Genomic DNA, 25622 nt, shown 5'->3' on the forward strand with positions numbered 1-25622 from the left:
CGGAATGATCAAGAACTGCAATATGATTTAAATGGCCCTTGTTATGATGTTTCTTGGCACTTTCTTTAATTATAAGTGTATTTAAAAAACGATGGCTACTCGCTAAAAGTTACAGTGTTTTTTATTCATTTCAAATAAAAAGCTTTTTATAGAGCCTGACATTCACTTGCTAATGCAAAACATACAAACACTGACTACTACATATCAAAAGCGTAAATTAAAAAACCTGCTAAATAGCAGGTTTGTGGGTAATTGGCTTTTACTTATGCTCTTCAATTATCTCAGTGATCCCTTCAGCAGAAAGTATCTCTATCCAATAACCATCTGGGTCTTTTATAAAGGCTAGACCTTTCATAGAGCCATCGTCTGGTTTTTTTACAAACTCAACATCGTATCTTGCAAAACGCTCGCATGCTGCATATACGTCTGGCACACTAATACCGATATGACCAAAGCCTTTTGGTTCATCATTACCACTATGGTAACCAGCAAAACTGTCGTCGTTTTCTGTGCCCCAATTGTGTGTAAGCTCGATAAGAGCAGGGCGACGAAACACCCACTGTGCTTTTTCTTTATCTGTGCCTTTTGGCATTTCTTGCTCATAACCTAAAAAGTACAGCGTAAACTCCATTTTAGGGAAGTCATATTTACCCAGTAACTTCATGCCTAAAACATTTTGATAGAAATCTAAAGAAGGCTTTGGATCTTTAATGCGCAACATTGTTTGTTGCATCACGAAATCTTGCGTTGCATTTGCGATTTGTTCAGGTGATTCGTTGTAGTTAGACATACACATCCTTTTTTAATTACATTAATGATGATTAACTCAGTCTAACATATTCAAGTTACGCTTCGATTAATAACAGATAAACTATGAGCCCTTTGTACTATGGTAAGTTAAAAATCATGGTGCTATAATTTGAAGATAGGTAACGGAGTTTTTGAACTAACGCACAAATGGAATAGCGAGCACATTATGGAAGATTTGCAAAATAAAAGAAGCTTTTCACAACGGTTCTTTGGTGAATACGCCAGCACTCCAAAGGTTTTGTGGACTATGTCTATCTGTATCATTGCTTTTTTATGGTTGACACGTGAAGGTGGACTTTTTGACATGCTTATTGCTGGTGATTTCAACTCTGCTTTCTTGCTGACAATAATTGGTTATTTATCAGAATTTAGATATCGAATTATAAAAGAATCAAGAAATGATTGACGTATTTAGGTAACCCTTCAATTCTCAACTTGCTAACTTGCTAACTTGCTAACTTGCTAACTTGCTAACTTGCTAACTTGCTAACTTGCTAACTTGCTAACTTGCTAACTTGCTAACTTGCTAACTTGCTAACTCAAATAAAAAACCGCCCTTAAAGGCGGCTTATTTCAACTAACAGCTTATAGCTCAGAGCTAAAGCTTAATTACCCCAAGGATTACTCGCACTTGAACGTTGTTTACGGGTGCGGGCTTTTTGCTTGGCTTCTTTTTTAGCGTGAATACGTTTAGCGTCAGTAAAACTTAACTCACATGGTTCACCTGGTTTTTGATCAGCAGGGATCACACGATCGCGCGGCGGTAATTCATAGTTTACATCATCTGGGCGTGGTAAATTTTTGAGACGATACAAATAAAAGTTCTCTACTTTTTCTTGTGCCCATTGGGTTTTACGTAAAAACTTAACCGCAGATTTTACATCTGGGTTATTCTTAAAGCAGTTCAAACGCATATAGGCGTGGAGTAATTCCCAGCCATATTGTTCGACAAGCTCTGTCACTACTTGCTCGATACCAACACCTTGCAGTGGGTTATTGCTGAAAATTTCTTTATTACTCATTAGACTGTCCGGTATTACAAAACTAGGGTAAGTATAATTGCCTTTACCCTAGTTTTATAGCTAACTTGCTAAGAATGTTTATATTCGAGCTAATTCTTTACAATTGACCACTACACGGCCGCGAATTTCACCTTTTAATAGGGCTTCTGCATTTGCAACGGCTTCAGAAAGTGGAATTTCTTGCGAAATAGCATCGAGGTACTGAGCTTCAACTAACTCACTTAGACGTTGCCATGCTTCAATTCGGTCAGCTTTAGGGCGCATTACACTATCTATACCCATTAGACTAATGCCACGAAGGATAAACGGCGCTACCGTTGCTGGAAAGTCCATACCTTGTGCTAAACCACACGCTGTTACAACACCACCGTATTTAATCGATGCACACACATTTGCAAGGGTGTGGCTACCCACAGAATCAATTGCGCCAGCGAATTGCTCTTTAGCGAGTGGTTTCCCAGGTGCTGAGAATTCTTCGCGAGATAAAACGCGTTTTGCGCCTAATTTTTCAAGGTGATCTGCTTCGTTCATTCGTCCTGTTGTCGCAACTACATCAAAACCTAGTTTATTTAATAAATAGATAGCAAAACTACCCACGCCGCCATTAGCACCGGTAACAAGAATTTCGCCACTTTGGGGTGTGATACCTTGTTTTTCTAAAGCGATGATACTCAGCATTGCCGTATAACCTGCAGTACCAATTTGCATAGCCTGTTTTGGTGTTAAATTAGCAGGGAGGGGGATGATCCAATCAGCACTCATAGACGCTTTTGAACTCAAACCACCTAGGTATTTTTCCCCAACACCAAAGCCATTTAACAGAACTTTATCACCTACTTTAAATTCATCGCTTTTAGAGTCTGTTACTGTACCTGCAAGGTCTATCCCGGGGATCATAGGAAATGTTCTTACCACAGGTCCTCTACCTGTAATGGCTAGGGCATCTTTGTAATTCAATGTACTGTAGTCAACATCAATATTTACATCTTGCTGGTGGATGCTTTCTACAGGAAAGTCTGTGTATTCGGCACGGTAGCCTTGATCATCTTTGTTTATAACTACCGATTTTACTGATGTTGTCATGTTGACTCCTTTTAGACCGATCGTCTTTTAATGGTTAAAATAAAACCGTATTTAAACGGCTTTATAAAATTAAGCGTAAAAATTGTGCTGTATAAAGGGTAAGCGGTTCACTTGATTTATCAAGTTTAGAGCGCATCACTGCGCCTTCCCAGCCAATCCAGAAGAACTCAGCAAGCATTTTGCAATCTGATGATTGAGGAATTTGCTTTTGCTTCTTAGCATCAACTAAGCATTGCTCGATTAAAGCTTGCCAGTTGGCGTAAGCCTGTTTTATGCGGTCAATCATAGGCTCATCAAGGTGACTGATTTCTTGGTTTAAATTACCTATTAAGCAGCCGCGTTTAAACTCAAACTTTGCCATGCCTTGCTTGGCGTCATTGGCAAATAGCACAATCCTCTCAAGAGGGGTTGTTGAATCGTTGTTTAGGTGGCGTTTTAACTTTGCCTGAAAATAGCTGTCGTAAGCATCAATGAGTGCTAAGCCAAAATCATTCTTGCTTTTGAAGTAATGATAAAAAGAGCCCTTAGGTACCTGAGCTGATTTTAAGATTAAATCAATACCCGTTGCACTAAAGCCTTTTTCGGTTAATACAGCTAGCCCCGTATTAATTAACAGGGCACGGGTATCTGCATTTGAACGCGCTATTTTTGGTGGCCTGCCACGACGGCTTGGCACAGAGTTATTTGTTTCCATACCGACTATATTAGACCGATCGGTTTTTAATATGCAAGCATTAAATTGACTAAATTGTAATCATCATAAATTTGTCATGATTACAATTTAATTGGGAACTTTGCCGAAATTGGCTTGGTCACAAATAATGAAGCTAAAAGAGCTGTATCGTTTTTAGCTGAATTTAAGTGTATTAATAGATGGTTTTAGTTAAAGAGGTACGACCACTTAGTCATTTAAAATGTTAATTCATTTGAGCATCAGCACGTTAGTTATTGTCAATTTATTTAATTGCTTTTTGCTATTTGAATTTAACAGTTTTATTAACTATTCATTAAATGTAGATGTCAATTTCGCTACATATCTATAAATATAAAAAGGTGAGGATATTACCTATGAAGAGACAGAAAAGAGATCGTTTAGAAAGAGCTCATTCTCAAGGTTATAAAGCAGGCTTGGCAGGCCGTTCCAAAGAACAATGCCCTTATCAACAAATCGACCCTAAATCTGAGTGGTTAGGTGGCTGGCGAGAAGCCATTGAAAACCGAAACATGTTTAAAACTTAATATAGGCACCTTATTTACGCAAAAAAGCCCCATCTAGGGGCTTTTTTGTATCTGCTATTTTGTATCTTAAATTAAAGATTAAAACGCAGATGTATCTTGGAAAAGACCTACTTTAAGATCTTTTGCTTCATAGATTACTCGGCCATCTACTTCTACAGTACCATCAGCCATACCCATGAATAATTTACGTTTAATAACACGCTTCATGTCTAAACGATAAGTTACTTTTTTAGCTGTTGGTAAGATTTGACCTGTGAATTTAACTTCACCTACACCAAGTGCACGACCAAGACCTGGACCACCAGACCAACCTAGGAAGAAACCAACTAATTGCCACATAGCATCAAGACCAAGACAACCAGGCATTACTGGGTCACCTTTAAAATGACAGTCGAAGAACCAAAGATCAGGGTTGATATCTAGTTCTGCAACGATTTGGCCTTTACCGTGCTCACCACCATCAGCAGTGATAGAGATAATGCGGTCCATCATTAGCATGTTGTCACTTGGTAAACGACAGTTGCCTTCACCGAACATTTCACCTTGACCGCAAAGGACCAATTCTTCTTTTGTATAGCTGTTTTTAGGTTCCATAACTCTCATTCATCGCTTAGAAATTGCCCCGTACTTTAGCGTACACTTGTACGCTAAACAACTCGGAGCAGTTAATTATTTGCTATTTTTAGCTTGTTTTATGACCATTTAATTAAACTGTCGCTGATAAAGGGAGATAAAACCGCGCATTGTGAAGTAAAAATCATTATAATTGCTGTGATTCTTTAACCAGTCTAAAGGAAATTTATGATCCTTTTTGTAAACTCACTGACAGTGATTGATTTTTCTTACTTGTGTAATAAACGCGGCGCAGTTGGCGAGAGCTGGATTGTGGATTTAACTCTGCACGGTCAATTAAATGATGAGTCGATGGTGCTTGATTTTGGCTTAGTTAAAAAGCAAATCAAGGGCATTATTGATAACTGTATCGACCATAAACTTGCTGTGCCAGCTTCTCTAAACGGTTCACTAAAACAGCATGCTGAGCACAGCGTGCTAGATTGTCACTTTGGTGATAATTATCACTTAGCTATGAGTGCTCCTAACCAAGCATACTGTTTAATCGATGCTGATGTTATTGATGAAAAATCTGTAACTGAGTTTTTAATTAAAACTATTATGCCTGAGCTCCCTAGCAACATCGAAAAGATTGAAATTAATTTATACCCAGAGCATAGCCAAAGTTTTTATTATCATTACAGCCATGGTCTTAAAAAGCACGATGGTAATTGTCAGCGTATTATTCATGGTCATCGCTCTCAGATTGGTATTAGCCTTGATGGTATGGCTATGCCTCGCTTACAAAAAGAGTGGGCAGATAAATGGGACGACATTTATCTAGCAACAGCTGAAGATGAAATCAATAAATCAGACCTTAAGCATGTAACTGCACAACAGAACGATGTGTGCTTTGCTTATACATCACAGCAGGGCTATTTTGAAATGGCGATAGACAAATCACGCTGTGACATTTTACCTTGCGATACTACGGTTGAGTGCATTGCAGACTACTTAAGTTCACAAGTTAAAAACCAATACCCTGATTCAGAAGTTAAAATTACAGCTTACGAAGGGGTTGGCAAGGGGTCAATCAGTTATGCGTAAAGGATTATTTATAGCAGCATTTGCAGGATTGTTTTCTTTAACTGCAAGTGCTGTTGAATTAAAAGGACATTTAACTCAAGGCGGTTTAGTAACAGGCCAAATTGATGGCGCTAAAAGTGTTAGCTTCAATGGTGAGCCTCTTAAGCTTTCAACAAATGGTGAGTTTGTATTTGGCTTTGGTCGTGATGCCAAGACAAATCATAGCCTTTCTTGGGTTGATAGTGCTGGTGTAAGCCACGAACAAGCAATTGTGATCACTAAGCGTGATTACAAAATTGATAAAATCACCGGTGTAGCAAAAAAATATGTTTCGCCACCTAAAGAAGTGTCTGAGCGTATTAGCCGTGAAGCTGTAGCTGTACGTAAAGCTAGGCAAGTCAATTCTGACTTAAGGTACTTTTTAGACCCTGTTTATAAGCCGGCAACGGGGCGCATTTCAGGTGTTTATGGTAGCCAGCGTTACTTTAATGGTGAACCTCGCCGCCCGCACTTTGGTTTAGACATTGCTAATAAAACGGGTAGCCCAGTGTATGCACCAGTGAGCGGCACAGTTGTTTTTGCTGATGCTGACTTATATTACTCTGGTGGTACCCTGATTCTTGACCATGGCCATGGTGTTACCTCTACTTATATTCATTTAAGCAAATTAGATGTAAAAGTAGGTGACGAAATTAAGCGTGGCGATAAAATTGCCGAGATCGGTGCGACCGGCCGCGTAACTGGCCCACATTTAGACTGGCGTTTTAATTGGAAAAATGAACGCCTTGACCCTGCGCTAATGATGCAAGACACATTAGCTAATAAAAAGTAGAGACTATGACACAACAAATCGATCGTGACGCTATTATTGCAAAGCGTATTGCTGACTCAACAACGTCGGTAACAAAAACAGTTTTTCCTGGCCGTACTAACCACCACAATACTTTGTTTGGCGGTGACGCGTTGGCATGGATGGATGAAGTAGCGTTTATTGCTGCTACACGTTTTTGCCGTAAGCCACTTGTAACGATTTCGTCTGACCGTGTTGATTTTAAAGAGGCCATTCCGGCTGGTACATTTGCAGAGCTTATTTCTAAAGTTGTACACGTAGGTAATACTAGCCTTAAAGTAGATGTTGAAATCTTCTTAGAAACAATGCACAAAGACGATAAACACTTAGCTATTTCGGGTAGCTTTACGTTTGTTGCTGTTGATGATAACCACAGACCAACTCCGGTAGTGTGCGACAAAATGATCAACGGATTCGAATAAGACTTACAGTAAGTTTTAAATAAATTAAGTACCTTCGGGTGCTTAATTTAATATATAATAAGAACACATCATACTATATTTGATTTAAGCATATCTCAGCAAGGAACAAAATATGCAGCTATAAGTTATCAGAGGAGGGGAGCGATGCGTTTAATATTTTTATTCTGTTATATAGCTATATTAGTGTTAGCATTTAATCAATTCGATGGTTACTTATTCGATTTGGCGGCCGCTTTACGAGGGTTGCTGATTGTATGTAGTTTTTTACCTGCATTTTTTTTGTTGTGGTGGAACAAAAAACTATCTCTCAGTTTAATTGCTCTAAGTATTTGCTTAGTACTATTTCATTTTAAACCTTACTCATCACCTGAAGCGACTCAAAACACAGATATCAAAATCGCCCAGGTAAATTTGCAATATAGTAACCCTAACTTAGCAAATATCATCACTAGCCAATTTATAAATGCGCAAAATGATATCTTAGTACTGTTTGAATTCAATGATACGCAGCGGCATGTGCTTGATGAGCTAAACTCTAAATATCATTTATTTGGTTATGCTGAAGTTGAAGGGGCGCCATTTGGCATTATTGTTCTATCAAAACTTCCAATCGTACAAAGGCAAATTAAACGCTTTGATAATCCTAAGCTTGGCTACGTAAAGCTTAGCTTTTTACATAATAACGTTATGTTAAATAGTGTGTTTTTACATCCTCCATCACCTAGAACTCAAAATTTGTGGAGTCAGAGAAACTTAGTTTTAAGTGAAGTTGCTTCAGAAATTAAAAAGTTAAAGGGGAGTTGGTTAGTTGCTGGTGATTTTAATACAGTACCTTGGTCACGATACTTTATGAGTATTAAAAGCAGTTGTTTTAATCACGCAGGTTTTTATACATCTTGGTCTTTAAAAAACCAGCTAAGTGATTTAAAAGTTTTGGGTTTACCAATAGATCATTGTTTAGTGAGTGAAGATGTTTCTTTATCTAATGTTGGTGTTAACTCTGTAAACGGCAGCGACCACAAACTGCTGCACTATGAACTCACATTTTCTACGGATTGATTAAATTTAAGGTGACTATTTTCAATTAATATATCAACAAGCATAGTTAGCTCAAAGTTATCCCAAGGTTTTGCGGTAATCATATTAGCTATATTATTGTTAAGCGCACTTTTAGAAGCTTCTAGCTCTGCATAGCCGGTAATCAAAAGGCGAGAGCAGTTCGGCTGTAGCAATTTAATGTCCTCTAAAACAGCAAAACCACTGATTGCAGGCATCAACAGATCACAAATGACTAAACTAATTGGGTACTGTTTCGCATACTCAATTGCCGATAGAGGGTCGCTGAAACAAATTACATGGTTATTAGTACCTAATAATCGTTTTAGCGACCTTAAAATTGCTTCATCATCATCGATGATTACAATGTTTTTTCTCATGAATGTGCTCCAAATAAGTGCTTCAAGTCATAGAGCATATGTTTAAAGTTTCGTTTATGAGGGAATAGCCAAAAGGCTTTATTCGAATACATAAGTGCTTTTGAATACTGACCAAGTTCACGATAGAACTCGCCATAACATTCACTTAAACGTGCTTTGATTTTTTTAAGTTCATTGTTTGATACAACAGATTGGTTACGATTAATAATTTCAACCATAGCCGCTAGTCTATTTTCTCTATTTGATGTTATAGAGTTAGCACGCATTAGATAGTGCATTGCACACAGCGTTGAATAACCTACATAACCTTTTTTTGCTATTTTTAACCAGCAATCTAAATCGGTAGCGCTACTTAACTTATTGTCAAAACCACCCACATCAACAATGGTTGAACGTTTAACCATGACCGACGAAGTCCCAACGATATTGGTTGTGATCATTTGGCTTATTGGATTATCTAGAAACTGGAAGTCTGTGTTTTCTTTATTGCATTTAAATTCGGGCCAATAATCAAAACAGCCAATTATATCTTCGTTGTTTTCATTAAAATGCATGTAGTCAGTAAAACTTAAAACACAGTCTGGATGTTTTTTATGAAATGCTAACTGAGCTGCAAGTTTATCGGCTGACCAATAATCATCTGCATCTAAAAAAGCTACGTACTCTGACTTTGCTTGCGTAATTGCAAGGTTACGAGCAGCGACAACGCCTTTTCTTTGTTGGCTAAATATGCGTACTTCACTTTTGTCAGCAGCAAGTTGCTCAAGGTATTCTTTACTGCCATCTGTAGAACCATCATCAACAATAATAATTTCGAAATTAACATTTTTTTGCTGGTAAATGCTGTTAATACAGGTATCTAGATACTGCAAACAGTTGTAGTTAGGAATGATAATACTGACTTGGCTGTTCATAATATGCTCCAATAGCATTTCTTCACGTAGTAAAGGATACGCAATTTAGACGCCAGCTTTAAATCTGTATTTTCTGTGAAATTACTCAGCCTTTTCTCTTTGTGCGTTGCATTTTGCAAATCTTCGGTAATTTTTTATCTCAATTCGGGAATATTTCGGTTTTTTTGCTGGGTATGGAACTTGCCATAGCTCTTATAACAGTTTTTATAGGAGCGTTTTTATGAAGCACATTGCTATTTTGGTTCCAAGCTTTCCAATTGCATCTGAAACATTTGTTGTAACGGAAATTAAAGCTCTTCTAAATGCAGGGCATAAGGTGACAGTTCTTACATTTGAAAAAACCAGTGTGATGATTAACTTAACCAGTGCCATTGAAGTTAAAAAAATCACTAAGCCTGCTTTTAAATCAATCTTACCTTTTATGTTTAACATTTATAAGTTAGCAAGGGCAACGCATACTGCAGCTCAATTTAAATCAATTTCAACACAATCCTTGCTTGCTTATGGTTATCAAATTGCACGTTATATAAAAGCTGCAAAGATAGATCATTTACATTGCCATTTTATGCATGGGCCTCTTGCATACGGTATCGTTGCGGCAAAACTTGCAGACATTACAGTATCTTCTATTGGTCATGGCCATGATGTTTACGTAAACAACGCAGACTTAAAACCCAAATTAGCTCTTTGTGATTTTTCAATAGCGGTTTGTGAAGAAATGGCTATGCAATTTAAACGCTTTTCGAAGAGCAATGTTAAATTGTTGCATTGTGGTATCGATACTAGCCAATTTAAGTTTGTACCATCCTCCCTAAATGAATCTGTTCGTTTAATTTTTATCGGTCGTCTAGTCGAAAAGAAAGGGCTGCAATTCCTATTACCGGCACTTAAGCATATTCCAAAAGAGTTTGGTATAACCCTAGATATAGTAGGGGACGGGCCAATGCTTAACGATTTAATGTATATGGCTGAAGAGCTTGGTATTCGTAAATCTATCCGTTTTCTAGGCGAAAAACCTCATGACTGGGTTAGCTCAAACCTGATTTACTATTCTGCGCTTATCGCCCCTTTTTGTGTCGCAGAAAATGGCGACCGTGATACAGGCCCGTTAGTTTTAAAAGAAGCCATGGCTTGTGGCCTTCCTGTTCTCACAACCACCTTAATGGGAGCAAACGAAATTGTAACCCCAAGTGTTGGTATGAAATGTATGCCAGGTAGTATCTCAGGACTCAGCAAAATGCTTTATAAATTTCACCAATTATCTCCACATAAGCGTTATCTACTTGGTCAAAATGCTAAGCAACATGTTAACGAGCATTACAACGCAGTTAAGCAAGCTAAGCAACTTTCCAAATGGGTTGAATCTTTATAGGGAGCTTTTATGAGTAACTTAAAACAAATTGGTTACTTTGCTTTAGCTATTTTTGCAGTAAAAGGGTTTGGCTTTTTACTTTTACCAATTACAACTCGCTTTTTAGAGAAGAGCGAGTTTGGTGAGCTGAACTTCTTAGTAACCATGTCAGCGCTATGCTCTTTAGTGGTTTCTCTTGGTTTACCTGAGCTACTACTAAAACAACAGTACCCATCTTTTCGTGAAAAAATGGCGTTATTTAGAGACTCTCTGGTATTAACAATCTGTTTTAGTGCGCTTTTTTTAGGCTGTAGCTTTATATTTAGCGAGCAAATTATTGCAACCTTACCTGCGCAAATAAAGGTGATTGATTTTAGGTTACTTATTTTAAATTTAACTTTTGCCTCGGTACTTGCTATCCCGTACACCTACTACCGGTTATTTGGTTACGCGCAAAAGTATTGTTTTTATAGTATTGCGCATGCTGTCATACAAACTTGTTTAACAATCACTTTGTTATTTCTTGGTTTTAATGTAACCGGTGTAATGGTTTCAGGTGTTGTCTGCACGTTCATTATTATGTGTTTAACCTTAAGTGATATGCGAAGTGCACTTAAAGTGAGCTATTCTCGCTTTAGCTGGAGAATAAAAAAATCACAGACTGTATTCTTAACTTCAATTATCGCATCAGGTTTGTTTGTTTATGCCGGTAATGGGGCTGAAAACTGGTTTATCGTTGCCGAATTTAACGAGAGTGTTTTAGCGAGTTATTACGTTGCAGCGCAATTTGCCATTATAACTTCGTTCACATTTGAGCCGATTAGGCTTTGGTGGTTCGCCAAACGTTTTAGCTTAATTAAGCAAGATAAAACGCAATATCAAAATTATGCAATAACCTCATTAAATGCAGGCTTAGCTATGTGTGTTTTAATGAGTTTATTGGCACCAATCGCATTAAACTCAGTACTTCCTGCTGAATACCATGGCAAAGATAGCTGGCTGATTCTGTTGATTATTGTTGTTGCCATACGCCATCACAGCGATATTTTTAATATTGGTTGCTACATGCATAAAAATGGTGTGTTTGTATCAATTATAAATTTCTTTACGGCACTTTTAGGCCTTAGCCTGCTGTACTTTTTAGTGCCAAAACTTGGTGTTGAAGGCGCTATTTTGGCGCTAATCATTATGCAAAGTTTTAAATTAGTTTGCCTTTACTCAGTTAGTCAGCATTTCGAACCTCTAAAGCTAAATTTTGCAGCATTAATACCAAGCTGGTTAGCATTAGGCTCTATAACACTGATCACTTTACTGTTTAGCGAACTAAGTTTGGCTAAATGGATTGTATGTTTTATCTATATTGTTGGTATGGCTTATCAATATAGAGCATTAATTAAGCAAGTAATAAAAAGCTTAATGAAGGAGCATCACTATGCTCAATTACTATAAACAAAATCAGTTATTCATTAATGGCATTTTAGTAACCTTACTTGTGGTTGTTACCTATGCCATTTTGGGCCCGATAGCAGTATTTGCATTGCTGCTATTACCTTTTGCCGCTTTCACTGCAGTAAAGGTAAGTGTGGCTTTTATAATTTTGTTTATTTTATTTAGCTACTTTAGATTACACGAAGCTTTTCCTTTTTTAATGCCTTTTAAAATTCCTAAGTTACTCGCGCTTGCGTCGCTATTGGGAATAGCTTGGCACCTGTTTATCTCACAAAAATTAAAGCCACATTGGCATACCAATCATCTGATATTTTTTGTTTGGTTTATTTGGCTGACTGTTTGCGTTTTTAGTGCCTCAAATCGGGGTTTAGCGATGGAGTACTGGTCAGGTGTACTAACAAAAGTACTCATTATGGTATTTGCAATCTCGTGGTGGATGAGCACATTAAAGCATTTTAATGTGGTTAGAATTGGCATCATGATCTCAGGTGCCGCCATTGCTTTAGTTGCCCTGAGTAACAAAATGAATGGTATTGGCCTTGTAGAAGGTACCCGCGTCACTATTTCGCGAGAACTTCGCTCACAACTTGGTGATCCTAACGATTTATCACTTGTAATGATGTTTCCCGTGTCTTTTTTAGCTGCTGAAGTATTTGATTCAAGTGCCCATAAATTTAGACGCATCATTGCATTTATTTGCTTAGTTATCGCAATCAGCGGTGTTATTGCAACACAAAGCCGAGGAGGCTTACTTGGCATTGCTGCTGTACTTAGTTTCTTTATTTACCAGAAAGTTAAAAATCCTGTAGTGGTCGGCTGCATTGGTGCCGTGGGCATGTTAGCCATGGTTGCTTTTGCAGGTATTGCAGATAGACAAAGTGGCGGCTCCCATGAGGGCGGTGTTGATGAATCTGCTATGGGCCGTATTTACGCATGGCAAGCTGCAATCAATATGGCAATACATAATCCATTAACAGGGGTTGGGGTTAATAACTTTGTCGTTAATTACTATTTCTACAGCCCACATTGGGATGGCAAGAATCATGCAGTACACAGTACGTGGTTTCAGGTATTAGGTGAAACGGGCATCGTAGGAATATGCATTTTTGTATTAGTGATTGCCTGTATTTATCGCACCTTGAACCGTGTGTTCTTAATGAATAAACAGATTAATGACAAACAAATAGATGTAAATGCGAAAGCTCTAAAGGGCGGCCTAATTGGCTTTATGGTGTCAGGCACCTTTTTAACTCAGGCATTTACATGGCCTATTTATATCATTCTTGCTTTAACTATTGCATTAGAAAAGCTTGTAATCGATAAACAAAGGGAGAGCTCACATGAGTGAAAATATTAAACAATGGCTTAAATCAAGTGACAGCCCATTTGCAAAATCACTTTTTCAATTTGCGAAATCGATTCGCAATCCGCAAATGTGGGTTATCCCAGGTATTCATTCATTTATATATAAATTGCATTTATTGGTTAAAACAGTAGTGAGTGAGCTAGGGCGCATTTTTTATTACACACCACTATTTAAAAGCCAAATCAAGGGCTCAAAAGCAAATTTATACCTATATTCTGGTATGCCGCAAATTTTAGGAAAACTTGAAATTAGCTGTAATGACAACACACGAATTAGTGGCATCAGTACTTTTTGTGGGCGTAGTCATGGTAATAACACACCCAAACTTATAATTGGCAGTAATGTAGATATTGGTTGGCAAAATGCGTTTTCTGTTGGTCGAAAAATTGTTTTAGAAGATGATGTTCGCCTTGCAGGTCGGGTATTTTTAGCTGGTTTTCCTGGTCACCCTCTAAACTCTGAAAGACGTGCTCTTGGTGAGCCTGATGATGAATGCCAAGTTGGCGATATCATTATCAAACAAGGCGCTTGGATAGGCACCGGCGCAACTGTGCTTGCAGGTGTAACAATAGGCGAGGGTGCTATAGTTGCTGCAAGCGCGGTAGTTACTAAAGATGTCCCAGCAAATACTATTGTTGCTGGCAATCCAGCAAAAATTGTTAAACAGCTGGAGGGGACGCTATGAAATTTATTGTATTCGGTGAAGACTGGCAAAGTCACCCAAGTAGTACACAGCACCTATTTAAACAACTATCAAAACAACATCATGTTATTTGGATTAACTCGATTGGTATGCGAAAACCAACATTTCGCTTGATTGATGTGAAACGAGTTTTTAATAAATTAAAAAGCCTTTTTTTATCAAAGCGCACAGGGTCAAATGCTAAAACAACGAATACTAGCCAAAACATTAATTTAACATCACACACATTAGCGGTTTTACCCTGGCACGATAACGTTATAGTAAGGCTATTTAATAAATGGATTTTTAATCGAAAAGGTTTCATAGATGATGAGCCAATTGTTTATTGGCTTAGTGTGCCTACTGCAATTAGTCTAATTTCACCGCGGGATCAAGATAAGGTAATTTATTATTGTGGTGATGACTTCTCTGCACTTGCGGGGGTTGATCATAAAATGGTCGCGCCTTTTGAAAGTGACCTTATCGAAAAAGCTGACACCATCTATGTTGTGAGTGAGTTTCTTGCCAACAAAATGCCTAAATCTAAAGTTAAAATGCTTTCTCATGGTGTCGATTTAGAACTTTTTACCGTGCAAACCACAAAAGCCGTTGAACTTGAGCAAATAAGCAAACCTATTATTGGGTTTTATGGTTCCTTGAATGCTTGGCTTGATAAAGCCTTATTGTTGAAGCTAGCCAAAGAAAGGCCTGAGTACCAATTAGTATTGATAGGCCACCTTGTCGAAGACTTCTCTGATCTACTCAAGTTAGACAATGTAACCCATATACCGGCTGTAGAGCATGATCGTTTAGCTTCATTTTCTCAGCATTGGCAGGTATCTATCTTGCCATTTGTTGATAATGAGCAGATCAGGGCCTGTGATCCACTTAAATTAAAAGAATACATAGCCACAGGCACACCAATTGTTACAACACGCTTTGCTGCGGTTAATCCGTACCAAGAGACCATATTAATAGCAGACAACCACCAGGGCTTTATTGAGCGATTAGACTATGCTGTAAGCCTAAGTAAATCAAACAACTTAAATTGGCGAGCCAACCAATCTCAGCAGGCAAGTGATCATAGCTGGCAAGCAAAAGCCAAGCTAGTCTGTAAACAACTTAGGTTTTGCTAAATAAACCTTTCAACCCAAAGCCGCATCTTGTATCGCTACAAGATGCGGCTTTTTCATTTTGGCTCATTAACTGCAATTAACTAACTATCTATAGAAATCTCGGTTGTTTTTATCAATTTGCAAATTAAAACCGAGCAATTTCGCAAAATGCAAAGCAAAAGGTAAAGTATGTTAGTTAAAGAGCAGATCAAACGGTTAATTTATTTAGGGCTTTATGCGCTTTACACGCGTATTAAGCTCTTTATTATTCCGTTTTGCATTGTGCCAATCGTCGTCATTGCACTTGGTTTATCTGCTCAAAAACAATATACCAATCACGCTACCATCTTAATTGAAGAGTCAGCACTACTTAATCCTTACTTAGATGATCTGTCTTTCTCGTTTCAGCTTTCTGACCGTATGGCAGCACTGCGTACCTTAGTTATAAGCCGCAAGGTACTTATTGCAGTAGCAAAAGAAACCCAATTAATAGCTGAAGATGCTACGCCAAAGCAAGTTGAAGAAATCCATCAAAAACTATCTAAAGCGTTATCACTTTCGTTAATTGGTGATGAGCTGGTCCGCATAAACTTTATTTGGCATGACCAATCACAAATGAAGCCAGTGCTTGAAAAGGTGGTAGAAAAATTTATTGAACGTTTATTAGCACCAACAAAGGCATCACTTGATACTTCTGAGCAGTTTTTCTTTAAGCAGCTGGATAGTTTACGCGAAGAACTTGAGTTATCTGAAGAGGCACTTGCTGATTTTAAAACCAAAAACAGTAACACCTTACCCGATGTTTTACATAGCAATCGCCAAACCTTCGACAGCTTACTAAGTGAAAAACAACAAAAGCTGATTGCTCTTTCAGGGGCTAAAGCAAAACTGAATGCCTTAGTGAGTAAAGTAGGGCAAGCCAATCCAATTTTAGGCAATTTAGAAGAAAAGATAATTCGTACTGAATCAGAGTTAAGTCTTTTGAGAACACGCTATACCGATAAACATAGCAAAATTATCGAGAAAAAACGCACCCTTGCAAATTTAAAAAGCCGCCAACAGGCGCTGTTAGCATCTAGTGAAGAGCTAGACACAACGAATCTTGATCAGTTATGGCAAATGGTTAATACGCTTCCTTCTGGTGATGGTAAAGAGAGCAGCGTTTTAGTTTCACAACTTCTTGCGCTTGAAGAGGCCCGTAATAATTTACTTCAGCAAGAACAAGAATTTGCAATGCTCGAAGAGCAAGTTCAGCTAGTCAGTGAACGTCTGTTAGTTACCAGTGATGTAGAAAAACAATTACGTAAACTAGAGCGTGATTACGATGTTAAACAGTCACTTTATAAAGATATGCTTAGCCGTTACGAAATGGCCAAAGTTACGGGCAAATTAGTTAAATACGAAGGACCTGACAAAGTTAAAACTATCGAGCGAGCTTATAGCCCAACACAACCTATCAATACCTCAATGCTGATGACCGTTATCGTTGGCATTGTGCTTGGGATTTTCACAGGTAGTGCAAGCGTATTTGTTGCTGCACTTTGTGACAGTCACTTAAAAGATATTAAAACCATCGAAAAACTTACCAGCGCAGAGGTGGTAACAGTACTTCCTATCGTCAATGCCGAAACTAACTTCGGTAATATTGAAGGAGATAAATCATGAATGTCATGCACTTAGTTCAACACCTACAAGTAGGTGGCCTAGAAAAAATGGCAATTACTTTACTCAAAAATAGTCAATTTAGTAGCTCGAGTATTATTGTTTCTCTTGAAGGAAACAGGCAATCTGCGTTTGAGCAATGGCCAGAGCTTGAACAATATAGCCATCGAGTTATTTGTTTAAACAAAAAACCAGGCGTGAGTATTTCTGTTATCGCAAAGATAAAGGCATTAATAAAAGAGCATGATATCGATATTATTCACAGTCATCATGTTGGTCCTGTTATTTATGCCGGCCTTGCTTGTGCGTTGACCGGTGATTCGGTTCGTCATATATCAACAATTCATGATGCCTGGTATTTAAATAACGTTAAGCAATGTACTTTCACTAAGTTACTTAACTCGTTAACGAATATTTATTGGGTCGCAGATGCACGTATTGTTGCTGATGAATTTAGAGCTAAAACAGCAATTATTCCTGAGCGCACCATTTTAAATGGTATAGATTGCGATAATTTTGTCGCAATTAATCAATCAACCGCCAGAAATCAGCTCAATTTACCCCACAAAGTTAAGCTAGTTGGCTGTGCTGCAAGGTTAATTGAAGGTAAAGGACACAAAGATCTTATTCATGCATTGCATTACTTACCTGAAGATTACCATATGGTGTTTGCTGGAGATGGCGATCTAAAAGTCATTTTAATGAATTTGGTACGTAATTTAGGGCTTAACGAGCGTGTGCACTTTTTAGGCAACGTTCACGATATGCGAGCCTTTTATTCGAGTATCGACGTGATGTGTTTGTATTCACAGCGTGAAGGTTTGCCATTATCGATTATTGAAGCCATGGCATGTGGTATTCCAGTTGTAGCGTCTGATGTAGGTGGAATTCATGAAGTTGTCACCGATAACGAAGGTGAGCTTGTGTCTTTGAACGAGTTTAACAAGCTTGCACCGGCTATTTTGAGAGCATGTAAACTGCCACATGGTCTTTGCATTCGTCATCATGCTATTGCAGTCGCTGATGCAAGAACCATGAGTAGTAAATACGATAATTTATATTCTGCATTAGCAGTGTAGGAGCCAACCATGACTATTTTTACTACATTATTTATCATTTTAATGTGTATTGCTGCGTATCATCATATTGGCTACCCATTATTACTAAAGTGTGTTGCAAGCAAAAAGCAAAAACCAAGCAAGCAAACCGTTTTTGATGACAGCTACACACCGAATATTGCTGTTTTGATGTGTGCTTACAATGAACAACAGCATATTGCAGAAAAGCTTTATAACTTAGCATCACTAGTTTATGACACTCATCATTATTCTATTCATGTTTATTTTGATGGTTGCACCGATAAAAGCTATCAACAAGCTCTTAAAGCACAGCAGGTATTACATAAGCAAGGCGTGCAGTGCTATTTTCACCATCGTGATGAAAACCAAGGGAAAGTACAAGGGTTAAATACCTTGATGGGGATGGCAAAATATCACAATGATATTTTACTGTTCACTGATGTTAGTGCTTTATTGAGTATTGATGCATTAAACAAAGTAGCTAAGCAATTTAGTGATCCGCAAGTGGCAATTTCGACAGGTGTTTACACCTTAGATGAAAATGCACCAGATGCGCAAAAAGCCTACTGGCAGTACCAAAACCAAGTGAAAAAATCCGAGTCAAACCTTGGCGCTGTGATTGGCGTACCTGGGGCAATGTTTGCAATGCGCGCTCAGTATGCAAATGAATTAGAAAAAAACACCATTAACGACGACTTCGTGCTATCAATGAAAGCTTTAAGTAAAGGTGGTAAAGCCATTGTCGATGAAGACGTAGTCATTTACGAGCGCGAATGCGATGAGCAAAGTGAAGATTATAAACGCCGAGTAAGATTAGGTGCCGGTAATTGGCAACAAATAAAAGCGCTGCTTTTATTACTTAACCCGCGTTTAGGTTGGACTTGTATGAACTTTTTCTCGCACAAAGTATTACGTGGGGTTATGCCAATTATTTTAGCCTGTATTTATGCTTGTGTATTTATAGAAGCTATCGTCACGCAATCTGTATGGTCACAATTGATTGCTACAGGCATTTTATCGCTTCACACACTGCAAGCGGTTAAAACTATATTCGCTTTTAAAAGACGCATTCCTATCGTCGATAAAGTTAATTACATCTTAAATAGCTACTTTTTAGCACTTTGGGGGATCATTCGTTATGAACAAGGTTACTTCGACACCCCTTGGCAACGTGTAAAATCTGCGAGTAAAGCACAAACCAAATCTGTTATTAAAGTCATCAAAAGAAGCTTAGATATTGCAGGTGCCTTATTTGCACTAAGTCTAGTTTGGCCTGTTTGTTTAATTGCAGCACTGGCTATAAAGCTTACATCTAAAGGTCCTATCATCTTTAAGCAACTTAGAGTGGGTGAAAGCTCAGATGACTTCGTTGAGTTATTTTATGTTTATAAGTTTCGCTCTATGGTGGTTGATGCTGAGTCACGTTCTGGTGCTGTGTGGGCCAGTAAAGATGATCCAAGAATAACGGCAGTAGGGCGCTTTATGCGTAAAACACGAATTGACGAACTTCCGCAATTAATTAATGTGCTTAAAGGTGAGATGTCATTAATTGGCCCAAGACCAGAGCGCCCTGTGTTTTATGGTAAATTAGAAAAAGACATTCCTTATTTTTGCCAGCGTACTTACGGGGTTAAACCAGGTATTTCTGGTCTTGCTCAAGTGATGAACGGCTACGATGAAACCATTGACGATGCACGCAGTAAAATTGGCTGGGATTACGCCTATTCACTGAGTATGTCATCACCGCGTGCTTGGGCGAAGCTTGAGTTCTCAATTGTGATTAAAACATTACAAGTTATCTTTACTGGCAAAGGGCAGTGATACCAATCCACGTCTTTTTACCAAATAAATTAAGCAAATCACGTTGCATAATGCAAATTAACAGTAAAAAGTTAATTGCATTATGCATCGCCCCATCATTTAACCTTTAAATTTCAACACCTTATAAACTGGCATTTTAGTTGTACTAGTTACTATGACTAACCAATTTAACTAAGGTGAAGATCATGGCTAACAACACATCATTTTCTAACAATACCAAACTAATTTCACTACCTAGTGACTTTTCTGGTCTAGCCGTTGATGGCTTTAAAGATCAGTTTGAAGAAGTTGCACACGGCAAACAGCAAAGTGTGGTACTCGATTTTAGCTCTACTACATTTATTGATTCATCTGGCATTGGTGCCATGGTGTTCCTATACAAACGGATTGAGAAAAAAGGGCAAAAACTATCACTGCTTAATGTGTCTGGGCAACCACACAAATTAATGAGTCTATTAAGAGTTGATAAGACGATTCCATTTATCGAACAAGCTGATATCGCGTGAGGTGATTTATGAAGCACATACTATTTACAATCATTTTGCTAACGCTTGGTGGATGTGCTTCTTGGCCTGATGAGGGGCAAGGAGGCTGGGCTGAAAAATATCAAAATTATCCGCTTACTGATGAACAACACGAGATGATTTACGACACACAAGAAACCGTGGTGCTAAGCGAATTTGAACATCATGTTTTAAAGTTAGATTTATTAAAAGCACAAGGGATACAGCAATGTATGCCAGCGCAATTGCTAAAAGCACAAATATACGAAAACCGTATAAGACGCCTAATAGCAGCGCAAATGTGGTCTGATGCTGAGCATGATTTACTTATTCACTATCACGGTTTAAATCAGCTTGCGAAGCACTTTGAAACTGTTAATGCGATGAGCCAATGTGCAGGCGTTACTGATACTGAAAAAAACATGACAGCATCACTTAAAGACCAGATCACTGAGCTTTTAAATAGTGATAACCAGTTTTCGTTAAATGATTTTCAGGTTACTCCTAAATACATCACACGTTTAGCACAAGCGGCTGACTTAATTAAACAAGTTGATGAGGTTAACTTACTGCTTGTTGGTCATGCTGACATTAGTGGTCAGCAACAAAACAACTATGAGTTAGCACTTAAGCGTGCCGAAACAGTAAAACACTGGCTAGGTATTTATGGTGTAAACCCAGCAACAATAACAACCTTAACGCAAGGTAGTCTAACACCGTACAGCGACGAACCTGACTCACGCTCAAAACGTCATTCAGATAGACGAGTAGAGGCAATTATTATCGACATGAGTGACGATAAAGCCACTAAACAAAAACATGCATTATCCAGCTGGACCAAAATCTTAAATGGTCCTAAGGAGCAATAACATGAAACAGTTAATCTTACTTTGCTTACTTATAATCGCGTTACCTACTTTCGCAGAAGAGATTGAAGTCGGTAATAAACTTTACTTATACCTACCAGGCGAAGCTGAATTTAGCGAACCGTTTGAAGTTGATAAAGAAGGTGCTATTACCTTACCAGAGCTAGGTCGTTTTAAAGTAGCAGGCTTACAGCTAGATGATGTGCAAAGCCAGCTACGCACAGCATTAAGTGAAATGTATGTGGCGATGGATGACTTTTATGTCGAAATTCATTCACGAGATATTTTTATCAATGTTATGGGCTATGTGAACGACCCATCACAAGTAAGTATTCCTAAAGATGGCAACATTCAAATGGTCATCGCCCGTGCAGGCGGCTTAAAACCAGGCGCTCAACTAGACCGTTTACAAATTCGCCGTGGCACCGAGATGATTGAGTTTAACTATAAAGCCTACTTAGACTCAGGCAACATTGATTTATTACCTGCATTACAAAGCGCTGACACGGTCTTTGTGCCTGTGTCTCCGCTGTTAGGTAACGTACAAATTGACTTTGATGCACAAACCTTAAGTGCATCAGGTGATGCAAGTGATAACAGTGCTATTACTTTGCTTGGCGAGGTGCACAATCCTGGTAGCTTTTCATTTAAAGAAAACATGAGTGTACTTGATGCGCTAATGCGTGCTGAGGGTGTAACCCGCTATGCAGATGTAACCAAAATTCGCGTTATCGTTGATAAAACCCCAGTCGTGTTCGATTTAAAAGCATATTTAGATAAACCTAATAACGACACTATGCCAGAGCTAAAAGCGGGTTCTACTATTTATGTGCCTATCATGGTTGATGATGTAAATACCACTTCAAGAACAGTTTATATCATGGGCGAAGTACAAAAGCCGGGCGCTTATGAAGCAGGCGAAAGCACCAGCTTTTTAGATATTCTGGCTAATGCAGGTGGCCCAACCCGTTTTGCAGAAACTCGTCAGATTAAAATCTTAACTCCAGCAGGAGAAAGCATCTTATTTGACTTACAAGGTTATAGCGAAGGCATAGTTACAGTAAAAGTGCCAAGCCTTAACCCTGGCGATGTGATTTTTGTACCAGAGAAAACCGATCAAAACGAAAAAAGCTGGTTAAAAGTACCCCCAAAACGTGCCATCAAAATTATCGGAGCCATTTTATCTCCGGGTCGTTATGAGTGGAGCCCTGAAATGGACTTTACCGATTTACTTGCGCATGCCGGCGGCCCAACTAAAGGTGCCAATATCAATGATATTAAAATTGTAAGAAACGGTGAGGTGACCAAACGTTTCGATTTAGAGCAATACACTATTAATGATTCGGGCAAATATGAACTGCCAAATTTAATGGCTGGCGATACCATTATTGTTGAAGAGTTACCAGTTGACCCTGCAGACAATAAGTCTCAATGGATCCGTCAAGAATCAAGCAAGTCTATTTACATTATGGGGCAAGTGGGCTCACCAGGTCGCTATGCATTTAATACTAATATGCACTTTATCGACATTTTAGCCGCTGCTGATGGCCCTACAGATAACGCTGACTTACGCAATATTCGTATTACTCATCGTAACGGCAATACAGCAAGAGTCAGCAAATTAAACCTTGCACTGTATTTTGAAACCGGTGATGAAACTTTATTTCCACACGTTTTACCGGGCGATACCATCTATATCCCAGAAAAAGATAAAGACTGGTTACGTACGCCAAAAGAGCAAGTAGTTCGCATCATGGGCGCAGTTGAAAAGCCTGGTCGTTATAGCTTTGATGACACTATGACTGTACTTGATGTACTTGCAGAAGCGGGCGGCCCATCAAGCTCAGCGCTTATCGACAAAATCGTGGTGGTAAATCATTCATGCTGTAAAGAGCAGTCTCGTGTATTTGATTTAGAAGAGTTCGTTAAAAACCCTAACTCAGCGTATATCCCTGTGTTACGTGCTGGCGATACCCTGTATGTACCAGACAAAGGCCAAGATTTAATGAGCCAGTTTAAATCAAACTTCTTAGATTTTATTACTGTTGTAGCTTTAGTGGTGGGCTTATGAAACTAATACCAGCGCAATACCAAGAACTTGAAGCCGTGTGTAACGAAATAGATAACAGTAAAGCCCGTTGTATCTGCTTTATTTCGTTAACCGGCAACGAAGGCTCTACATCACTTTGTGCGAGTGTTGCACAGCGCTTAAGTTTGCAAGCCGCCAAAGTACTTATAATCGACTTAAATCCGTTAAATCCATTTAAGTTTGATGAACCAAAAAAACCAGAATCTTGGTGCTTCAGCGATATTTCGTGTCAGCTGAATATCATCAATACTGAACAGGTAGACCTGCTCACCATGGCGCATCTTAAAGAGCTTGAATCGGTGAAAAACAAAAGCGTACTAAATGATGCAATAGAACGCATAAAACAAGAATATGACTATATATTTTTAGATATGAGCCCAGCTCTTAAATGTAATCGGGGCAATGTACCGCTGCATGCGCTTAGTTTATGTACCGAACTGACATTTTTAACGGTATCGCTTGGTTATAACGACGAAGAAGCTCTATGTCACGGTATGGCAAATCTTGAACACGCAGGCGTCAATAACGTAAAGATTGTTGTTGCGCAGCATCAGTTTGCTCCATTGGGTAGCCGCATCGTGAAAACGCTCAAAGCGTTTCAACCAAAATGGCCTAAACTCACAGAGTACTTATTAAACAAAGTTATTAAACAGCGCTGGTTGTTTTTACCTTATTGAGAACCTGTATGGACTGCTTATATCAAAAATCATTTAGTCTAGATTGGCCCACAGTCAGTGAGATTCGCCATATTTTAAAACATGTTTTGACGGCGATCAGTGTTAAAAATCAAGATATAGATGCAGCAGGGTTAGTAGCAACCGAATACCTAACTAATCTGTTACGCCATAGCCAAGAAACGTCAATGCATGTGCAGTTTGCTATGCATAAACTGCCCGATAAACAGCTGCTAATTGAATTTAAAGACAGTATGCCAAGCTATGATTTATTTAATCAACAACCATCAGGGTGGCAATTAGACAGTGGTGAATTAGTTGAAGGGGGTATGGGGGTGGCGCTTATAAAGCATTACTTTCCAAACGCTTGTTATAAAACTGTTGGCCAACAGAATACATTTTCTTTTTGTTTAACCAATATCGATAAACGACCTACGCTTATCTACATAGACGATGATAAAGCACAACTTGCTTTACTGAATGCTTATTTATCTGAGCATTTTCAGGTTATTTGCTGTGAGGATAGTGAATCGGGTTGGCAAGAAATTCTCACCTCTGGGGCAACAATTTTATTGCTTGATCATAAACTTAAAAATGGCACAAGTGAGCCTTTACTTAAAAAGCTTAATCAATCTAACCTAAAAACTAATTTATCTGTGGTTATGCTGACAGGTGATGACAGTGAAGAACTTATAAAACGTATAAACCTATTAGGGGTTGATGATTATTTAGTAAAACCCGTAAGCAAAACTCGGTTATTACAAAGTATTGAGCGCATTGTTCATCGTTTTTCTGCATTAAAGTATTTAATTAACGAAGAGCGCATGCAAACAAGGCAAAAAATAGGGGAGTTTAATGCCTATAATTTTGGCTCCATTATCAGCCAAAATGGCGGAGATTTTTGTATGTATCCCCACCAGCAGCAAGCACCTGTGATCATTGGCGATATGATGGGGCACGGTATAACAGCACTAAAAGAAAGTTTTGCCATAAAGGGCTTTTTAAGTGGCTGTTTAGCGACAGAAATACCAATAAGAAATGTTTTAACAACCTTGAACCAAGCCCTTTATGAACAGCGGTTATGTAAAACTAGTTTAGTCACTTTACTAATAAGTTTTATTGAAAATAACACACTTCACTGGTTTAACGCAGGTCATCCAGCCCCCTGTGTGATAACCAAAAATGGTAAATTGATCCAGCTAAGCGGCACTGATCCCTTGCTTGGCCTTAGTGATGATCATGTTTATCAACATTATAGTTATGACTTAAATGACGTTGAACACATTTTATTATTCACCGATGGTTGGCTTGATAATCAGCAATTAAGCGATGTAGACCAAATTATTACTAAATTAACTGACGAAAATGTGCAAAGTGAAGAGTTTGCTTATGCACTTTGGCAGGCAAGCCAAGTTGAGTTAACTGCTGAAATAGACGATGCCTCGTTAATTGTGATCAATAAACACTAAAGTTTGAGTTTACAAACCGGTCAAATACGCACTAAGCTACTAATAAGGAACTGTTAAATAATCACTTTATCTCAGCAAAAAA

26 protein-coding genes are annotated in these 25622 nt (G+C 38.4%); 19 read left to right on the top strand and 7 right to left on the bottom strand.

Annotation, left to right across the window (positions count from 1 at the left end; all coding sequences use genetic code 11):
- Positions 1–259: 259 nt before the first annotated feature.
- Positions 260–790, bottom strand: coding sequence for a lactoylglutathione lyase (gloA, locus tag AADY36_RS08265; protein ID WP_342408831.1), 531 nt, complete (start codon positions 788–790; stop codon positions 260–262).
- A gap of 186 nt (positions 791–976) precedes the next feature.
- Here gloA and AADY36_RS08270 point away from each other — a divergent pair, with 186 nt between their 5' ends.
- The gene (locus AADY36_RS08270) at positions 977–1216 is read left to right on the top strand and encodes a hypothetical protein (protein ID WP_063529986.1); all 240 of its coding nucleotides are present in this window, start codon (positions 977–979) and stop codon (positions 1214–1216) included.
- A 199-nt stretch (positions 1217–1415) separates the two neighbouring features.
- Here AADY36_RS08270 and AADY36_RS08275 read toward each other — a convergent pair whose 3' ends face one another.
- From AADY36_RS08275 to acuR, 3 genes are all read right to left on the bottom strand, one after another.
- Entirely contained in the window at positions 1416–1832 is a 417-nt protein-coding gene (locus tag AADY36_RS08275) for a VF530 family protein (RefSeq protein WP_055021352.1), read from the bottom strand.
- A gap of 78 nt (positions 1833–1910) precedes the next feature.
- Positions 1911–2915 carry an acrylyl-CoA reductase (NADPH) gene (gene acuI / locus AADY36_RS08280; protein WP_342408832.1) on the bottom strand — a complete coding sequence of 335 codons (1005 nt, stop codon included), beginning with the start codon at positions 2913–2915 and terminating at the stop codon, positions 1911–1913.
- A 61-nt stretch (positions 2916–2976) separates the two neighbouring features.
- Entirely contained in the window at positions 2977–3609 is a 633-nt protein-coding gene (gene acuR / locus AADY36_RS08285; protein ID WP_055021350.1) for an acrylate utilization transcriptional regulator AcuR, read from the bottom strand.
- A gap of 374 nt (positions 3610–3983) precedes the next feature.
- On the opposite strand from acuR, the gene rmf reads away from it, so the two are divergent.
- Positions 3984–4154 carry a ribosome modulation factor gene (rmf, locus tag AADY36_RS08290; protein WP_036968408.1) on the top strand — a complete coding sequence of 57 codons (171 nt, stop codon included), beginning with the start codon at positions 3984–3986 and terminating at the stop codon, positions 4152–4154.
- Positions 4155–4232: 78 nt separating this feature from the next.
- Here rmf and fabA read toward each other — a convergent pair whose 3' ends face one another.
- Positions 4233–4748 carry a bifunctional 3-hydroxydecanoyl-ACP dehydratase/trans-2-decenoyl-ACP isomerase gene (fabA, locus tag AADY36_RS08295; RefSeq protein ID WP_054553819.1) on the bottom strand — a complete coding sequence of 172 codons (516 nt, stop codon included), beginning with the start codon at positions 4746–4748 and terminating at the stop codon, positions 4233–4235.
- Between the two features lie 207 nt (positions 4749–4955).
- On the opposite strand from fabA, the gene AADY36_RS08300 reads away from it, so the two are divergent.
- The 4 genes from AADY36_RS08300 to AADY36_RS08315 all read left to right on the top strand — a co-directional run bounded on the left by AADY36_RS08300 (position 4956) and on the right by AADY36_RS08315 (position 8123).
- On the top strand, positions 4956–5813 hold the full coding sequence (locus AADY36_RS08300) for a 6-carboxytetrahydropterin synthase (protein WP_342408833.1): 858 nt from the start codon (positions 4956–4958) through the stop codon (positions 5811–5813).
- The gene (locus AADY36_RS08305) at positions 5806–6624 is read left to right on the top strand and encodes a M23 family metallopeptidase (RefSeq protein WP_054561503.1); all 819 of its coding nucleotides are present in this window, start codon (positions 5806–5808) and stop codon (positions 6622–6624) included. The genes AADY36_RS08300 and AADY36_RS08305 overlap by 8 nt, the downstream gene beginning before the upstream one ends.
- A 5-nt stretch (positions 6625–6629) precedes the next feature.
- Positions 6630–7064 (top strand): acyl-CoA thioesterase, encoded by a 435-nt coding sequence (locus tag AADY36_RS08310; protein ID WP_054561502.1) that lies wholly within the window; start codon positions 6630–6632, stop codon positions 7062–7064.
- A 144-nt stretch (positions 7065–7208) separates the two neighbouring features.
- Complete coding sequence (locus AADY36_RS08315; protein WP_342408834.1) at positions 7209–8123, top strand: endonuclease/exonuclease/phosphatase family protein; 915 nt, start codon at positions 7209–7211, stop codon at positions 8121–8123.
- Here the strand turns inward: AADY36_RS08315 and AADY36_RS08320 are convergent.
- The gene (locus AADY36_RS08320; RefSeq protein WP_239963704.1) at positions 8096–8500 is read right to left on the bottom strand and encodes a response regulator; all 405 of its coding nucleotides are present in this window, start codon (positions 8498–8500) and stop codon (positions 8096–8098) included. The two genes, AADY36_RS08315 and AADY36_RS08320, sit on opposite strands and share 28 nt — an antisense overlap.
- Positions 8497–9414, bottom strand: coding sequence for a glycosyltransferase family 2 protein (locus AADY36_RS08325; protein WP_055021345.1), 918 nt, complete (start codon positions 9412–9414; stop codon positions 8497–8499). Before AADY36_RS08325 ends, AADY36_RS08320 begins: the two co-directional genes overlap by 4 nt.
- Positions 9415–9634: 220 nt before the next feature.
- On the opposite strand from AADY36_RS08325, the gene AADY36_RS08330 reads away from it, so the two are divergent.
- From AADY36_RS08330 to AADY36_RS08390, 13 genes are all read left to right on the top strand, one after another.
- A complete protein-coding gene (locus AADY36_RS08330) occupies positions 9635–10786 on the top strand; it encodes a glycosyltransferase (RefSeq protein ID WP_239963705.1) in 1152 nt (383 codons plus the stop codon).
- 9 nt (positions 10787–10795) lie between these two features.
- A complete protein-coding gene (locus AADY36_RS08335) occupies positions 10796–12214 on the top strand; it encodes a lipopolysaccharide biosynthesis protein (RefSeq protein WP_342408835.1) in 1419 nt (472 codons plus the stop codon).
- Entirely contained in the window at positions 12198–13562 is a 1365-nt protein-coding gene (locus AADY36_RS08340) for an O-antigen ligase family protein (RefSeq protein ID WP_054561496.1), read from the top strand. Before AADY36_RS08335 ends, AADY36_RS08340 begins: the two co-directional genes overlap by 17 nt.
- Positions 13555–14265, top strand: a complete 711-nt coding sequence (locus tag AADY36_RS08345) for an acyltransferase (protein ID WP_054561495.1) — start codon at positions 13555–13557, stop codon at positions 14263–14265. Before AADY36_RS08340 ends, AADY36_RS08345 begins: the two co-directional genes overlap by 8 nt.
- On the top strand, positions 14262–15398 hold the full coding sequence (locus AADY36_RS08350; RefSeq protein WP_342408836.1) for a glycosyltransferase: 1137 nt from the start codon (positions 14262–14264) through the stop codon (positions 15396–15398). Before AADY36_RS08345 ends, AADY36_RS08350 begins: the two co-directional genes overlap by 4 nt.
- Positions 15399–15566: 168 nt before the next feature.
- On the top strand, positions 15567–17042 hold the full coding sequence (locus AADY36_RS08355; protein WP_054561493.1) for a GumC family protein: 1476 nt from the start codon (positions 15567–15569) through the stop codon (positions 17040–17042).
- Positions 17039–18118, top strand: coding sequence for a glycosyltransferase (locus AADY36_RS08360; RefSeq protein ID WP_055197159.1), 1080 nt, complete (start codon positions 17039–17041; stop codon positions 18116–18118). Before AADY36_RS08355 ends, AADY36_RS08360 begins: the two co-directional genes overlap by 4 nt.
- Before the next feature lie 9 nt (positions 18119–18127).
- On the top strand, positions 18128–19939 hold the full coding sequence (locus tag AADY36_RS08365) for a sugar transferase (protein ID WP_342408837.1): 1812 nt from the start codon (positions 18128–18130) through the stop codon (positions 19937–19939).
- Positions 19940–20124: 185 nt separating this feature from the next.
- Positions 20125–20445 (top strand): STAS domain-containing protein, encoded by a 321-nt coding sequence (locus AADY36_RS08370; RefSeq protein ID WP_342408838.1) that lies wholly within the window; start codon positions 20125–20127, stop codon positions 20443–20445.
- An 8-nt stretch (positions 20446–20453) separates the two neighbouring features.
- Entirely contained in the window at positions 20454–21311 is an 858-nt protein-coding gene (locus AADY36_RS08375) for an OmpA family protein (protein WP_054561489.1), read from the top strand.
- Between the two features lies 1 nt (position 21312).
- On the top strand, positions 21313–23379 hold the full coding sequence (locus AADY36_RS08380) for an SLBB domain-containing protein (protein WP_342408839.1): 2067 nt from the start codon (positions 21313–21315) through the stop codon (positions 23377–23379).
- Positions 23376–24074, top strand: coding sequence for an AAA family ATPase (locus tag AADY36_RS08385; protein ID WP_054561487.1), 699 nt, complete (start codon positions 23376–23378; stop codon positions 24072–24074). Before AADY36_RS08380 ends, AADY36_RS08385 begins: the two co-directional genes overlap by 4 nt.
- An 8-nt stretch (positions 24075–24082) precedes the next feature.
- On the top strand, positions 24083–25540 hold the full coding sequence (locus tag AADY36_RS08390; RefSeq protein ID WP_342408840.1) for a SpoIIE family protein phosphatase: 1458 nt from the start codon (positions 24083–24085) through the stop codon (positions 25538–25540).
- Positions 25541–25622: the final 82 nt, after the last annotated feature.

The organism is Pseudoalteromonas sp. D15MCD-2 (assembly GCF_038562745.1).
In the GTDB taxonomy this organism is placed as follows: Bacteria; Pseudomonadota; Gammaproteobacteria; order Enterobacterales; family Alteromonadaceae; genus Pseudoalteromonas.

What these genes read in the sequence shown, in the direction of transcription:
- gloA (WP_342408831.1), bottom strand. Translation starts at nt 790, where the DNA reads ATGTCTAACTACAACGAATCACCTGAACAAATCGCAAATGCAACGCAA.
- AADY36_RS08270 (WP_063529986.1), top strand. Translation starts at nt 977, where the DNA reads ATGGAAGATTTGCAAAATAAAAGAAGCTTTTCACAACGGTTCTTTGGT.
- AADY36_RS08275 (WP_055021352.1), bottom strand. Translation starts at nt 1,832, where the DNA reads ATGAGTAATAAAGAAATTTTCAGCAATAACCCACTGCAAGGTGTTGGT.
- acuI (WP_342408832.1), bottom strand. Translation starts at nt 2,915, where the DNA reads ATGACAACATCAGTAAAATCGGTAGTTATAAACAAAGATGATCAAGGC.
- acuR (WP_055021350.1), bottom strand. Translation starts at nt 3,609, where the DNA reads ATGGAAACAAATAACTCTGTGCCAAGCCGTCGTGGCAGGCCACCAAAA.
- rmf (WP_036968408.1), top strand. Translation starts at nt 3,984, where the DNA reads ATGAAGAGACAGAAAAGAGATCGTTTAGAAAGAGCTCATTCTCAAGGT.
- fabA (WP_054553819.1), bottom strand. Translation starts at nt 4,748, where the DNA reads ATGGAACCTAAAAACAGCTATACAAAAGAAGAATTGGTCCTTTGCGGT.
- AADY36_RS08300 (WP_342408833.1), top strand. Translation starts at nt 4,956, where the DNA reads ATGATCCTTTTTGTAAACTCACTGACAGTGATTGATTTTTCTTACTTG.
- AADY36_RS08305 (WP_054561503.1), top strand. Translation starts at nt 5,806, where the DNA reads ATGCGTAAAGGATTATTTATAGCAGCATTTGCAGGATTGTTTTCTTTA.
- AADY36_RS08310 (WP_054561502.1), top strand. Translation starts at nt 6,630, where the DNA reads ATGACACAACAAATCGATCGTGACGCTATTATTGCAAAGCGTATTGCT.
- AADY36_RS08315 (WP_342408834.1), top strand. Translation starts at nt 7,209, where the DNA reads ATGCGTTTAATATTTTTATTCTGTTATATAGCTATATTAGTGTTAGCA.
- AADY36_RS08320 (WP_239963704.1), bottom strand. Translation starts at nt 8,500, where the DNA reads ATGAGAAAAAACATTGTAATCATCGATGATGATGAAGCAATTTTAAGG.
- AADY36_RS08325 (WP_055021345.1), bottom strand. Translation starts at nt 9,414, where the DNA reads ATGAACAGCCAAGTCAGTATTATCATTCCTAACTACAACTGTTTGCAG.
- AADY36_RS08330 (WP_239963705.1), top strand. Translation starts at nt 9,635, where the DNA reads ATGAAGCACATTGCTATTTTGGTTCCAAGCTTTCCAATTGCATCTGAA.
- AADY36_RS08335 (WP_342408835.1), top strand. Translation starts at nt 10,796, where the DNA reads ATGAGTAACTTAAAACAAATTGGTTACTTTGCTTTAGCTATTTTTGCA.
- AADY36_RS08340 (WP_054561496.1), top strand. Translation starts at nt 12,198, where the DNA reads ATGCTCAATTACTATAAACAAAATCAGTTATTCATTAATGGCATTTTA.
- AADY36_RS08345 (WP_054561495.1), top strand. Translation starts at nt 13,555, where the DNA reads ATGAGTGAAAATATTAAACAATGGCTTAAATCAAGTGACAGCCCATTT.
- AADY36_RS08350 (WP_342408836.1), top strand. Translation starts at nt 14,262, where the DNA reads ATGAAATTTATTGTATTCGGTGAAGACTGGCAAAGTCACCCAAGTAGT.
- AADY36_RS08355 (WP_054561493.1), top strand. Translation starts at nt 15,567, where the DNA reads ATGTTAGTTAAAGAGCAGATCAAACGGTTAATTTATTTAGGGCTTTAT.
- AADY36_RS08360 (WP_055197159.1), top strand. Translation starts at nt 17,039, where the DNA reads ATGAATGTCATGCACTTAGTTCAACACCTACAAGTAGGTGGCCTAGAA.
- AADY36_RS08365 (WP_342408837.1), top strand. Translation starts at nt 18,128, where the DNA reads ATGACTATTTTTACTACATTATTTATCATTTTAATGTGTATTGCTGCG.
- AADY36_RS08370 (WP_342408838.1), top strand. Translation starts at nt 20,125, where the DNA reads ATGGCTAACAACACATCATTTTCTAACAATACCAAACTAATTTCACTA.
- AADY36_RS08375 (WP_054561489.1), top strand. Translation starts at nt 20,454, where the DNA reads ATGAAGCACATACTATTTACAATCATTTTGCTAACGCTTGGTGGATGT.
- AADY36_RS08380 (WP_342408839.1), top strand. Translation starts at nt 21,313, where the DNA reads ATGAAACAGTTAATCTTACTTTGCTTACTTATAATCGCGTTACCTACT.
- AADY36_RS08385 (WP_054561487.1), top strand. Translation starts at nt 23,376, where the DNA reads ATGAAACTAATACCAGCGCAATACCAAGAACTTGAAGCCGTGTGTAAC.
- AADY36_RS08390 (WP_342408840.1), top strand. Translation starts at nt 24,083, where the DNA reads ATGGACTGCTTATATCAAAAATCATTTAGTCTAGATTGGCCCACAGTC.